10 protein-coding genes are annotated in these 12,555 nt (G+C 62.5%); 8 read left to right on the forward strand and 2 right to left on the reverse strand.

Features of this window, described 5'->3' with window-relative positions; genetic code table 11:
• Nucleotides 1-273 precede the first annotated feature (273 nt).
• A complete protein-coding gene (locus tag ENZ74_RS07145) occupies nt 274-1,095 on the reverse strand; it encodes a pyruvate, water dikinase regulatory protein (protein ID WP_013528729.1) in 822 nt (273 codons plus the stop codon).
• Between the two features lie 405 nt (nt 1,096-1,500).
• Between ENZ74_RS07145 and hemE the strand changes: the two genes are divergently transcribed.
• The 3 genes from hemE (at nt 1,501) to rho (ending at nt 4,563) form a co-directional block, all read left to right on the forward strand.
• The gene (gene hemE / locus ENZ74_RS07150; RefSeq protein ID WP_024504092.1) at nt 1,501-2,532 is read left to right on the forward strand and encodes a uroporphyrinogen decarboxylase; all 1,032 of its coding nucleotides are present in this window, start codon (nt 1,501-1,503) and stop codon (nt 2,530-2,532) included.
• On the forward strand, nt 2,532-3,068 hold the full coding sequence (gene hemJ, locus ENZ74_RS07155; RefSeq protein ID WP_024504091.1) for a protoporphyrinogen oxidase HemJ: 537 nt from the start codon (nt 2,532-2,534) through the stop codon (nt 3,066-3,068). Before hemE ends, hemJ begins: the two co-directional genes overlap by 1 nt.
• 229 nt (nt 3,069-3,297) lie before the next feature.
• Nucleotides 3,298-4,563: a transcription termination factor Rho gene (rho, locus tag ENZ74_RS07160; RefSeq protein ID WP_013528732.1), complete on the forward strand. Its 1,266-nt coding sequence runs from the start codon at nt 3,298-3,300 to the stop codon at nt 4,561-4,563.
• Between the two features lie 203 nt (nt 4,564-4,766).
• On the opposite strand, the gene ENZ74_RS07170 is transcribed toward rho, so the two are convergent.
• Entirely contained in the window at nt 4,767-6,785 is a 2,019-nt protein-coding gene (locus ENZ74_RS07170) for a thioredoxin domain-containing protein (RefSeq protein ID WP_063169600.1), read from the reverse strand.
• Nucleotides 6,786-6,849: 64 nt separating this feature from the next.
• On the opposite strand from ENZ74_RS07170, the gene mnmE reads away from it, so the two are divergent.
• From mnmE to ENZ74_RS07195, 5 genes are all read left to right on the forward strand, one after another.
• Nucleotides 6,850-8,181, forward strand: a complete 1,332-nt coding sequence (gene mnmE, locus ENZ74_RS07175) for a tRNA uridine-5-carboxymethylaminomethyl(34) synthesis GTPase MnmE (RefSeq protein WP_127224152.1) — start codon at nt 6,850-6,852, stop codon at nt 8,179-8,181.
• A 299-nt stretch (nt 8,182-8,480) separates the two neighbouring features.
• On the forward strand, nt 8,481-10,361 hold the full coding sequence (gene mnmG, locus ENZ74_RS07180; protein ID WP_063169598.1) for a tRNA uridine-5-carboxymethylaminomethyl(34) synthesis enzyme MnmG: 1,881 nt from the start codon (nt 8,481-8,483) through the stop codon (nt 10,359-10,361).
• The gene (rsmG, locus tag ENZ74_RS07185) at nt 10,358-10,990 is read left to right on the forward strand and encodes a 16S rRNA (guanine(527)-N(7))-methyltransferase RsmG (protein ID WP_063169597.1); all 633 of its coding nucleotides are present in this window, start codon (nt 10,358-10,360) and stop codon (nt 10,988-10,990) included. The genes mnmG and rsmG overlap by 4 nt, the downstream gene beginning before the upstream one ends.
• A gap of 52 nt (nt 10,991-11,042) precedes the next feature.
• Nucleotides 11,043-11,843 (forward strand): ParA family protein, encoded by an 801-nt coding sequence (locus ENZ74_RS07190; protein WP_013528736.1) that lies wholly within the window; start codon nt 11,043-11,045, stop codon nt 11,841-11,843.
• A gap of 63 nt (nt 11,844-11,906) precedes the next feature.
• The coding region (locus tag ENZ74_RS07195) for a ParB/RepB/Spo0J family partition protein (RefSeq protein WP_127312709.1) at nt 11,907-12,555 on the forward strand (649 nt) is incomplete at its 3' end.

Consider the following 12,555-nt stretch of genomic DNA (forward strand, 5'->3'; position numbering starts at 1 on the left):
GGACTGCCGGAAGCAAGGATGAGTTTTTCGATCATGCTGATTCACCCATGTTGGCGCTCCGTCACGCACCCCTCATCCGACCGAGCTTCGCTCGGCCACCTTCTCCCACAAGGGGAGAAGGGAAGTCCCGCGCGTACGCCGCTGCAAATCGCCAACTGGCGGTATCTTGCGGAGACGACGGTGCCACGTTCTTCCTTCTCCCCTTGTGGGAGAAGGTGGCCTCGCGAAGCGAGGTCGGATGAGGGGTGCTGGTGCTCACTTATCTTACCTGCCCTATCTATTCTTCCCCCGCAGGGCAACGATGGCCGCCGCCGTTTCCTCGATCGAGCGGCGGCTGACGTCGATCATCGGCCAGCCATGGCGCGTGCAGATCTTGCGGGCGTAGGCGAGTTCTTCGCTGATCGCCGCGCGGTCGACATAGTCTGATGCCTCATACGAGCTGCTGTTGCCGAGGATGCGGTTTTGCCGGACGTGCGAGATGCGCTCGGCGGTGGCGATCAGCCCGACGATGAGCGGCTTGCTGGCGGCAACCAGGCTTTCCGGCACCGGCACACCGAGCACGATCGGGATGTTGGCGGTCTTGATGCCGCGGTTGGCGAGATAGATGCTGGTCGGCGTCTTCGACGTGCGAGAAATGCCGATCAGCACGACATCGGCATCGTCCATGTTGAGCGGCAGCTGGCCGTCATCATGGTCCATGGTGAAATTGAGCGCGTCGATGCGGCGGAAATATTCGGCGTCGAGAACATGCTGGGCGCCGACGCGGCGGCCGGCGGGGGTGCCGAGATAGGACTGGAACACGGTCAGCACCGGCTCCAGCACCGACACACAGGGCAGGCCCATGGCCGCGCAGCGCTCGTCGATGCCGCGCGCCAGCTTCTGGTCCACGACCGTATAGAGGATGATGCCCGGCTCTTCCTCTATATCCTCGAACACCTTCGCCACCTGCTTTTCGGTGCGGATGAGCGGATAGATATGCTCGATGGCGCGCGCATCCTTGTATTGTGCCGAAGCCGCCCGGCCGGCGGCGAGCAGCGTTTCGCCGGTCGCGTCGGAAATCAGGTGCAGGTGGAAGAAGCTCTGGGGTTTGTTCACAGGGGGTCACCTGGGGCTGTGGGCTTCTGTGGATAAAGCGGGATGAAAAGAGGGGGCGGTCGGAGGCGACTGTATCAGATGGCAGTTTGTCCACAATTCGATGCGCTGTCAGCTTCGTCGGGCGACTGGGGACAAGTTTGGGGACGGCTTTTTTCGCCTACAGTCCGTCCACAGGACCTGCCTTTCACCGCTCTGCCTAACGCTTTGACTCGATTGATCGATTCCGACCTATCCCCAGAACCCTACATCTGGGAAAAAGAAGCACGCGACAATATGTTGGCTGGTGTTTTCCGGGGCAAAGCGGGACAGGTGGCAATCACCAGAACCAACAGACTCTTAGAATCAGAAGAATCTTAGATATAAGAATCTTTGATTATAGAAGAGGCCGGAAGAAGCGAGCGCTCGATGCCCCAGAACCGGATCATGCTGGATGTCCTGAAGGGCAAGGCTCATTTTCCGCCTCCGCTCTGGATGATGCGTCAGGCAGGGCGTTATCTGCCGGAGTATCGGGAGACACGCAGGCGAGCAGGCTCGTTCCTCGATCTCTGCTATGATCCAGACCTTGCCGTCGAAGTGACCTTGCAACCGATCGAGCGCTTCGGCTTCGATGCTTCGATCCTGTTTTCCGATATCCTTGTCGTTCCGCATGCGCTTGGCCGTGACGTCCGTTTCGAAGAGGGCAGAGGGCCGCTGCTGACGCCGATCACCGCGCCGCAGATTCTGGCTCTGGAAGGCAAGGTGTTTCACGTGAATCTCGAACCGGTCTACGAGACGGTTCGCCGGTTGCGGGCCAAATTGCCCGACGAGACAACCCTGATCGGCTTCTGCGGCGCGCCGTGGACGGTGGCGACCTACATGATTGCCGGCCATGGCACGCCCGACCAGGCGCCGGCGCGGCTTTTTGCCTATCGCGAGCCGGTGGCCTTTCAACGATTGCTGAAGGTGCTTGCCGAACATTCGGCCGCCTATCTCATCCGCCAGATCGAGGCGGGCGCGGATGTGGTGCAGATTTTCGATTCCTGGTCCGGCGTGCTGGACGATGAAACTTTCGATTTGTTCTGCGTTCAGCCGATGGCCGAGATCGTTGGCCGGGTGCGGGCGGTTTATCCCGATGTCCCGATCATCGGTTTTCCCAAGGGCGCCGGTTCGCGCTACCGGACCTATCGACAGAAGACCGGCGTGACGGCGCTGGGGATCGACTGGACGGTGCCCCTGATCGCGGCGAAGGAATTGCAGCGCTCGGGTGCGGTTCAGGGCAATCTCGATCCCTTGCGGCTCGTCGCTGGCGGCAAGGCGCTGTCGGATGGCGTCGAGGCGATCCTGAGAGCGCTGGGAGACGGGCCGCTGATCTTCAACCTCGGTCACGGCATCACGCCGGAGACGCCGATCGCCCATGTCGAGGCGATGGTGAAACAGGTGCGGAGCGCGACACGCTGATGGCTCAGATGAACAACACGAACAGCACCGGCCAGGCGATGATGCGCATGATATCAGGTATCGCCGTGCTGATCGTTTTCACCGCGCTTTTGTATTTCGCGGCACCCGACAGTTTTTACCCCTGGGCCAAGGCGATCCATATCCTCGCCGTCATCTCGTGGATGGCGGGCATGCTCTATCTGCCGCGGCTGCTGGTCTACCACACCGATGCCGAGAAGGGCTCGGTGCAGTCGGAAACCTTCAAGGTGATGGAGCGGCGCCTGCTGCGCGGCATCATCAACCCGGCGATGATCGTCACCTGGGTGTTCGGCCTGTGGCTCGCCTGGAAGGGTTTCGGTTTCCAGGGCGGCTGGCTGCACGCCAAGATCGGAGCGGTGCTTTTGCTGTCCGCCGTTCATGGCTATCTGGCCGGCGCGGTGCGCAAATTCGCCGAGGACCGTAATGAAAAACCGGCCAGGCACTGGCGGATGGTCAACGAGATCCCCACATTGCTGATGATCGCAATCGTCATCCTGGTGGTGGTCAAGCCGTTCTGATGCATGTCGCTCAAAAACGGCCAGGAGACTGCGACAGGCATTGATGCGTTTAGGCCTTCATAGGCCATGCAAAACGCAGCTTGCTCTTTCACCCGACCGACGATAAAAGACGGGTCTTCCTTCCCGTCATGCGCCGCCCCTCGTTGTTTTCGGCCGCGCCCGGCATTTGTCGCATCCCGCCGATATTTTCCCAAAGCCTACCCAGACTCCATCTATTCAAGGTCCGTCTATGCAAGAAATGAAACTCGCCGAGTTCAAGAACAAGAAACCGCCAGAGCTGATCGCTTATGCCGAATCGCTCGAGGTCGAAAACGCCAGCGTCATGCGCAAGCAGGAGCTGATGTTTGCGATCCTGAAGAAGCTGGCCGCCCAGGAGATCGAGATCATCGGTGATGGCGTGGTCGAGGTGCTGCAGGACGGTTTCGGCTTCCTGCGCTCCGCCAACGCCAATTACCTGCCAGGTCCCGACGACATCTATATTTCACCGTCGCAGATCCGGCGCTTTTCGCTGAAGACCGGCGATACTGTCGAAGGGCCGATCCGCAGCCCGAAAGAGGGCGAGCGCTATTTCGCGCTGCTCAAGGTCAACACCATCAATTTCGACGATCCCGAGAAGATCCGTCACAAGATCCACTTCGACAATCTGACGCCGCTCTATCCGACCAAGCGGCTGAAGATGGAGATCGAGAATGTCACCACCAAGGACATATCGGCCCGTGTGATCGACCTGGTGGCGCCGATCGGCAAGGGACAGCGCGCCTTGATCAACGCGCAGCCGCGTACCGGCAAGACGGTTCTGATGCAGAACATCGCCCACTCGATCACCGCCAACCACCCGGAATGCTATCTGATCGTGCTGCTGATCGACGAGCGGCCGGAAGAAGTGACCGACATGCAGCGCTCGGTGAAGGGAGAGGTGATCTCCTCGACCTTCGACGAGCCCGCGGTGCGCCACGTGCAGGTCGCCGAAATGGTCATCGAGAAGGCCAAGCGCCTGGTCGAACATGGCCGCGACGTCGTCATCCTGCTCGATTCGATCACCCGTCTCGGCCGCGCCTACAACACCGTCGTGCCGTCATCCGGCAAGGTGCTGACCGGTGGTGTCGACGCCAACGCGCTGCAGCGGCCGAAGCGCTTCTTCGGCGCCGCCCGCAACATCGAGGAAGGCGGTTCGCTGACCATTATCGCCACCGCGCTGATCGATACCGGCAGCCGCATGGACGAAGTCATCTTCGAAGAGTTCAAGGGCACCGGCAACTGCGAAATCCAGCTCGACCGCAAGGTGGCCGACAAGCGCATCTATCCGGCCATGGACATCCTGAAGTCCGGCACCCGCAAGGAAGACCTGCTGGTTTCCAAGCAGGACCTGCAAAAGATCTTCGTGCTGCGCCGCATCCTGGCGCCGATGGGAACCACCGACGCGATCGAGTTCCTGATCGACAAGCTGAAGCAGACCAAGACCAATGCGGATTTCTTCGATTCGATGAACACGTAAGGGGATGGGGTAGCGATCCTTCGCGCCCCCCTCTGCCCTGCCGGGCATCTCCCCCTCTAGGGGGGAGATTACGCCCTTGGTCGTTTTCGGCAATTATCAACGCCGTAAGGTGAACGGAACAGCGAAGCTGCCGATCTCCCCATTTTGAGTGGGCGATGGCCGGTAGGCCAGAGGGGGGCGTCTCTCGCCGGCGGTTAGCAAAACTATCGCCGTCGCAACAATCGCTCGAGCTCTTCAGCATCCGTCACCGCCGGCAAACAAACCTGCCCCGTGCACAACCATGCACCTGCCTTGTCGGTCGGCGGCAGGATTCCACCGGGTAGCAAGGATCGATTCGCTGCCGTACCGATCGGCACGACGATGTCGATGCGGCGCGGGTCCGGGTTTCGATTCGCAACCGGAACGAGCTTTGGATCTGTGAACTCATCCACCAACACCAGCTTGAGCGGCTCGATCGCCAGCGCGCAGGCATTGACGATGCCGGCCTGGCCATAGGCCTGCTGCGCCGCGCGGCCGGCGGCATGCTCGGCGACGTGCCAGGCTCTCTCCTGCAGCTCGAGATTGCCGGTGACGGAGGCGAGCCTGACCAGCGCCTCGATGATCTGGCCGGTGGCGGACGGAATGGCTTCGTCGACATCGCCGCGGATGCGGATCGGCACGTCGGTGCTGTCGGAAGCAGTCAGGTAGTAACCTGTCTTCTCGGCGTCGGCGTGCCAATGCTCGAGCTGCTCGACAAACTGGCCGGCCTGGTCGACATAGCTCCAATTTCCAGTGGCCTCGAACAGCGAGATCGCTGCGTTGGCCATGGCGGCATAGTCGCTGGACAAAGCAGGGAACAGTTTTCTGGCACCGAGCATCGAATGCGGCAGGCGGCCGTCGCGGCTGGCAGCGCTGATATGGGCAAAGGCCTTTGCCGCCGCATCGATCCAGTCAGGCCGCGCCAGCGCCCGGCCGGCCTCGGCAAGCGCCGCGATCATCTGGCCGTTCCAGTCGATGAGGGTCTTTGCGTCAAGGCCGGGCCTGACCCGCTCTTCCCGGACAGCAAGGAGTTTCGCCTTGAGCGCGCTGATCTCTTCGCGGTGGATCACATATTGCGATTGCTGGGACCAGGTTTGGTGGACGACCGGCTCGCCTTCCCAGCCATGCGGGCTGGAGAGCGTGAAGTGCTTGAAAAACAATGCGGAATCGTCGCCAAGGGCGGCTTCGATCTCGTCGCGGCTCCAGGTGTAGAACAGACCTTCCTCGCCGTCGCTGTCGGCATCGAGACTGGCGGCAAAGGCACCGCCGTCGACGCGCATTTCGCGCAGCAGCCAGCCGATCGTCTCTTCGATTCGCACCCGGAACAATTCATTGCCGCTTGCGGCATAGGCCCAGTTGCAGAAGCGGAGGAGCTGGGCATTGTCGTAGAGCATCTTTTCGAAATGCGGCACCAGCCACTCGGCATCGGTCGAGTAGCGGCTGAGCCCGCCGCCGATGTGGTCGTAGATGCCGCCGCGCAGCATCTGTTCGAGGCTGTTGAGGACGTCGTCGCGATGGGCGGCATTGCCATCACGCAGCCAGGACAGCCACAGCGTTTGCATGAACGGCGCGTTGGGAAATTTAGGCGCGCCGCGCAATCCGCCGAGATCACGGTCGATCATGCCGTCGATGCCCTTGGCCAATTCCGCCAGCGTGGCGCGGTCGAGCACGGTTCTGGCATGCGAACCGGCGAGCCTCGCCTCGACATGCGTCGTCAGGCCGTCGGCGCTCTGGTTGAGGCTCGCCCGCTTCTCCCGCCACGCCTTGTCCACCGCCTCCATCACCTGGATGAAGCCGGGGCGGCCGTAGCGCGGCTCGCGCGGAAAATAGGTGCCGCCCCAGAACGGCTTGCCGTCCGGGGTCAGGAACATGGTCAGCGGCCAGCCGCCCTGCTCGCCCATCGAGGACAGCGCCGCCATATAGATCTGGTCGATGTCCGGGCGCTCCTCGCGGTCGACCTTGATATTGACGAACAGACGGTTCATGACGGCGGCGATGCCATCGTTTTCGAAGCTTTCATGCGCCATGACATGGCACCAATGGCAGGCGGCATAGCCGACCGAGAGCAGGATCGGCCTATCCAGCGCTTTCGCCTCTTCGAGCGAAGCCGGCGACCAGGCCCGCCAGTGGACGGGATTGCCGCTGTGCTGCTGCAGATAGGGGCTGGCTTCTTCGGCAAGCAGGTTTTGCGCGGGCAGCGTCACTGGGCAAACTCGGGTGCGATTGGCTGATAGGCGTGAAGCTAGGGCGGTTCAGTAGAGCGGGCAAATGATTTCAGGCGATTCCATCGTAGCGCTGTCGAGCGGCCGGCTGCCTGCCGGCGTCGCCGTCATCCGAATTTCCGGCCCACAGACTCGATTCGTCGTCGAAACGATTGCTGGGGCTATGGTTAAGGACCGCGCGGCGGCTCTGCGCAAGATGCGGGCACCCGATGGAGCCGTGCTCGACACCGGGCTGGTCGTGTTCTTTCCCGGTCCGGCCAGTTTCACCGGCGAGGACGTCGCGGAATTCCACGTTCATGGCGGCCGTGCCGTTGTGGCAAAAATGCTGGAGACGATGACCGGGTTTGACGGCGTCAGGCACGCGGAACCGGGCGAATTCACGCGTCGCGCCTTTCTGAACGGCAAGGTAGACCTGGTCGAGACCGAGGCGCTGGCGGATCTCGTCAATGCCGAGACGGAGGCGCAGCGGCGCTTCGCGGTGCAGAATGCCGACGGCGTACAGAGCGAACTCTATCTCGGCTGGCGCCGCAGGCTGATCCATGCCCGCGCCATGATCGAGGCCGAGATCGATTTCGCCGACGAGGAAGACGTCCCTGGTTCCGTTTCGGATGCGGTCTGGTCTGATGTCAGAACGATGATCGACGAGATCGACCGGCACATCGCCGGATTTCGCGCCGCCGAGATCATTCGCGACGGCTTTGAGGTCGTCATCCTCGGTGCCCCCAACGCCGGTAAGTCGAGTCTGTTCAACGCCCTGGCGCGGCGCGATGCCGCTATAGTAACGGATGAACCAGGCACGACCCGCGACCTGCTTGAAGTGACACTTGATCTTCAGGGGCTGCGTGTCCGGCTTACGGATACGGCCGGGTTGCGCGATGCGCCGGGGAAGGTCGAGGCGATCGGCATCGAGAAGGCGAGGGCCAAGGCGCATGGCGCCGATCTCTTGCTGTTGCTTCACGACATGGCGAAACCAAGGGATGTCGGTGAGCTGCCGACCGTGGCGCCCACCCTGCTTGTCGGCACCAAGCTTGATCTGATCGACGGCCGTGCAGTGCCCGACGCGACCGCCGACTATGATCTTGTCATCTCGGTGGAGGAGGGGACCGGCGTGGAGGAATTGCTGGCGGAGATTGGCCGGCGCGCGTCGGAGTCAGCCGGCAGCGTCGGCGATGTCCTGCCGTCGCGCCTTCGCCACGTCGAATTGCTTGGCGAGACCAACCGCCATCTGCATCGCGCCACTGACGGCCGGATGAACGAGCAGGAGTTGCGCGCGGAGGAGTTGCGGCTCGCCGCCGATCGCCTCGGCCGAATCGTCGGCGCCATCGACGTCGAGGACATGCTGGACGTGATCTTCTCGCAGTTCTGCATCGGGAAATGACTCACGTGAAACAGGGTCGCTGCGGCGTGAGCTCCCTTTAGATCGTATGTTGCTTTGCTGCATGGCTTCGTGATTTTCGACGAACCCCGAAGGCGGGTAGGCTTCATCTGGGCCACCACCGCGCTGCGCCGCCTGCATGACTCACGTGAAACGTGTCAGGCGGCCCGATGACTCACGTGAAACACTGGGCTGACTAGCGGCGCGGCTGTTTCACGTGAAACTTGTCGCGGAGTTTTCTTGACAGCGTCGCTCCGCAGGGACATGTGTCCCTCATTCTTCTGAGTCCAGGACGTTTGGAAATGACCAATCGCTATGATGTGGTTGTGGTGGGCGGCGGCCACGCGGGTTGCGAGGCGGCCAGCGCTGCCGCGCGCGCCGGCGCCAGGACGGCGCTGGTGACGCTGCGTTTCGACACGATCGGCGTCATGTCGTGCAACCCCGCGATCGGCGGGCTCGGCAAGGGCCACCTGGTGCGCGAGATCGATGCCATGGACGGCCTCATGGGCCGCGTGGCGGATGCGGCCGGCATACAGTTCCGCCTGCTCAACCGCCGCAAAGGCCCTGCGGTGCGCGGCCCGCGTACGCAGGCCGACAGAAAGCTCTATCGCCTTGCCATGCAGGAAGCGATTCGGCAGCAGAACGATCTCGACGTGGTCGAAGGCGAGGTTCTGGACTTCGAGATCGCCGACGGGCAGATCACGGCGGTTCTCCTAGCCGACGGCCGGCGCCTGGTCTGTGGCGCGGTCGTCCTGACGACCGGAACTTTTCTGCGCGGGCTTATCCATATCGGCGAGAAGAAGATCGTCGCCGGCCGCATGAACGAGCAGGCGAGCCTCGGCCTGTCGGCAACGATGGACCGCGCCGGCTTCAAGCTTGGACGGCTGAAGACCGGGACGCCGCCGCGGCTCGATGGCCGGACCATCGACTGGGCGTCGCTGGAAAGCCAGGCGGCGGATGCGGATCCGGTGCCGTTCTCGCTGATGACCGACCGTATCACCACGCCGCAGATCGATTGCGGCATTACGCGGACGACGACCGCGACGCATGAGTTGATACGCGCCAATCTCGGTCGCTCGGCCATGTATTCCGGATCGATCGAAGGCGTTGGGCCGCGCTATTGCCCGTCGATCGAGGACAAGATCGTCAAGTTCGGGGACAGGGACGGGCACCAGATTTTTCTGGAGCCGGAAGGCCTGGACGACGACACCGTCTATCCCAATGGCATTTCGACCTCGCTGCCCGAGGATGTGCAGCTCGACATCTTGAAAACCATTCCGGGGCTGGAGCGAGCCGTCATGCTGCAGCCCGGCTATGCCATCGAATATGATCATGTCGATCCGCGCGAGCTGCATCAGACGCTGGAGACGAAGCGCGTCAGTGGCCTGTTCCTCGCCGGGCAAATCAACGGCACGACCGGCTATGAAGAAGCGGCCGGGCAAGGCTTGCTTGCCGGCCTCAATGCGGCGCGGCGGGCGGCGGGCAGCGAGCAGATCGTGCTCAGCCGCACCGAGGCCTATATCGGCGTCATGGTCGATGATTTGACCAGCCGGGGCATTGCGGAGCCCTACCGGATGTTCACGTCGCGGGCCGAGTTCCGGCTGTCGCTACGCGCCGACAATGCCGATGAGCGGCTGACGCCCGTGGCTGCGAAGCTTGGCATCGCCTCGGCGCAGCGAATGCGACGCTACGGGGATGTCATGCAGAATCTTGATGAAGCGCGGGAGCTGGCGAAGTTGCTCACAATGACGCCCAACGAGGCGGCGCGTCATGGGCTGGAAATCAACCGGGACGGCGTGCGCCGGTCCGGTTATGAATTGCTGTCCTATCCCGACGTCGACGTGGCCTGGCTGGGTCGTATCGATTCGCGATTCGCGGCGATCGACGGCAAGACGGCGGAGCGCCTCGAAACAGAGGCGAAATATTCAGTCTATCTCGATCGCCAGAAGACGGATGTGGCGCAGATCCGGCATGAAGAGAGCCGGCTGATCCCCGAGACGGTCGATTTCGCCGGAGTGCCGGGTCTGTCGAACGAGTTGAAGCAGAAGATGCAGGCGCGGCGGCCGCGCTCCATCGCCGATGCCCAGCGCATGGAAGGCATGACGCCGGCGGCGCTGGCGATCATTGTCGCGCATGTCCGTCACGCGGAGAGCGCCCAGCGCCTGCAAAAGGATGTTGCGTGAGTTCTATGACCCTAGCGAGCCTGCAGGACACGGCAGGCCCGGTTTCACGTGAAACATTCGATCGGCTGGTGGCGTTCGAGCAGATGTTCCAGAAGTGGAATCGCAGCATCAATCTGGTGGCGCAATCGACCTCGGGCGACGTCTGGCAGCGTCATATATTGGACAGCGCGCAGCTCGCGCGCATAGAGCCCCAAGCCACACGCTGGGTGGATATCGGCTCAGGCGGCGGATTTCCGGGCCTTGTCATGGCTTTCCTGCTGGCCGAGCGCGACGGCGCCAGCATCGATCTGGTTGAAAGCAATCGCAAAAAAGCATCCTTCCTGCAGACCGTCATTGGGCAGTTCAGCCTGCCGGCGCGGGTGGTGGCGCGCCGCATCGACGACAGTCATGCGCTTGTTTCGACGCCGCAGATCGTCACGGCGCGGGCGCTGGCTCCGCTTTCGACGTTGCTGGACCTGTCGGCGCCCTGGCTGATTTCAGGCGCGCGCGGCCTGTTCCACAAAGGCCGGGATTACCGCACCGAAGTGCAAGAAAGCGTTCACCGATGGTCCTTCGATCTGGTAGAACATCCCAGTGTGACCGACGCTGGCGGCGTCATCCTGGAATTGTCCAACCTGCGACCTGTCTGATCCGTCACTGACAGGCGATTTGGCGCCCAAAATGAATTTCTGGCATAAACCCATGATGAAGAATGGCCCCCGAATCATCACCGTAGCCAACCAGAAAGGCGGCGTCGGCAAGACAACCACCGCCATCAATCTGGCGACCGCGCTGGCCGCGATCGGCGAAAAGGTGCTGATCGTCGATCTCGATCCGCAGGGAAATGCCAGCACCGGCCTCGGCATCGACCGCAAGGATCGGACGGTGTCCTCCTATGACGTGTTGACCGGCGAGTTGGAGCTGGAGGCCGCGGCCATCCCGACGGCGGTGCCCGGCCTGTCGATCGTGCCGTCGACGCTCGACCTGCTCGGCATTGAAATGGAGATCGCCTCCGCGCCCGACCGGGTGCTCAAGTTGCGTAATGCGCTGCGCGCCGCGACCGAGCGCGGCGCACCCTTTGGCTATGTGCTGATCGATTGCCCGCCATCGCTCAACCTTTTGACCTTGAATTCAATGGCTGCGGCCGATTCTGTTCTTGTGCCGCTGCAATGCGAGTTCTTCGCGCTCGAAGGTCTCAGCCAGTTGCTGGAGACGGTCGAGCAGGTGCGCCGCTCGATCAATCCGGATCTCACCATCCAGGGCATCGTGCTGACCATGTATGACGGCCGCAACAATCTCGCCAACCAGGTGGTGCAGGATGTGCGGGCGCATATGGGCGACAAGGTCTACGAGACCGTCATCCCGCGCAATGTGCGGGTGTCCGAGGCGCCGTCCTACGGCAAGCCGGCGATCCTTTACGATCTGAAATGCTCGGGCAGTCAGGCCTATCTGCAACTGGCGTCGGAAGTGATCCGCCGCGAGCGCAAGTTACGCGCCGCTTGATTAGACTCCCTGCAATTTAAAGAGCCGATTCGATACCGAAACGATCCGGAACCTGGAATAAAGATGAGCGAAGACCTTTCGAGAAAGAGACTGGGGCGTGGGCTGGCGGCGCTGATCGGCGAGATCGATCGCCCAGCTGCGCCTGAAAAACCAGGCATGAGCGCCGACGGCAAGGTGCCGATCGAGTTCCTGACCCCCAATCCGAAGAATCCGCGGCGGCATTTCGGCGACGCCGAGCTGACCGACCTTGCCCAGTCGATCCGCGAACACGGCGTCGTCCAGCCGGTGGTGGCGCGTCCTTCGCCGGCACAGGCCGGCCGTTACGAGATCATCGCCGGCGAGCGGCGCTGGCGCGCGGCGCAGCGCGCCGGGCTGTCCGAGATCCCGGTCATCATCCGCGAGGTCAACGACCGCACCGCGCTCGAGCTGGCGATCATCGAAAACGTCCAGCGCACCGACCTCAATGCGGTCGAGGAAGCGCTTGGCTATCAGCAGCTGATCGATGAGCACGGCTACACCCAGGCCGATCTCGGCCAGGTGATCGGCAAAAGCCGCAGCCATGTCGCCAACACGCTCAGGCTCCTGAAGCTGCCGGATGTGATCCGCGACAGGCTGGGCGACGGCGCGCTGTCGGCGGGCCATGCCCGCACGCTGGTGACGGCGGAAGAGCCGGCCGGCCTTGCCAAGCGTATCGTCGAAGAGGGCCTTTCGG

The sequence above is a fragment of the Mesorhizobium sp. M7A.F.Ca.CA.002.15.2.1 genome, assembly GCF_003998715.1.
Lineage (GTDB): Bacteria > Pseudomonadota > Alphaproteobacteria > Rhizobiales > Rhizobiaceae > Mesorhizobium > Mesorhizobium ciceri.

Coding starts and splice junctions, on each gene's coding strand:
- hemE (WP_024504092.1), top strand. CDS start 1,501: ATGCCCCAGAACCGGATCATGCTGGATGTCCTGAAGGGCAAGGCTCAT.
- hemJ (WP_024504091.1), top strand. CDS start 2,532: ATGGCTCAGATGAACAACACGAACAGCACCGGCCAGGCGATGATGCGC.
- rho (WP_013528732.1), top strand. CDS start 3,298: ATGCAAGAAATGAAACTCGCCGAGTTCAAGAACAAGAAACCGCCAGAG.
- mnmE (WP_127224152.1), top strand. CDS start 6,850: ATGATTTCAGGCGATTCCATCGTAGCGCTGTCGAGCGGCCGGCTGCCT.
- mnmG (WP_063169598.1), top strand. CDS start 8,481: ATGACCAATCGCTATGATGTGGTTGTGGTGGGCGGCGGCCACGCGGGT.
- ENZ74_RS07190 (WP_013528736.1), top strand. CDS start 11,043: ATGATGAAGAATGGCCCCCGAATCATCACCGTAGCCAACCAGAAAGGC.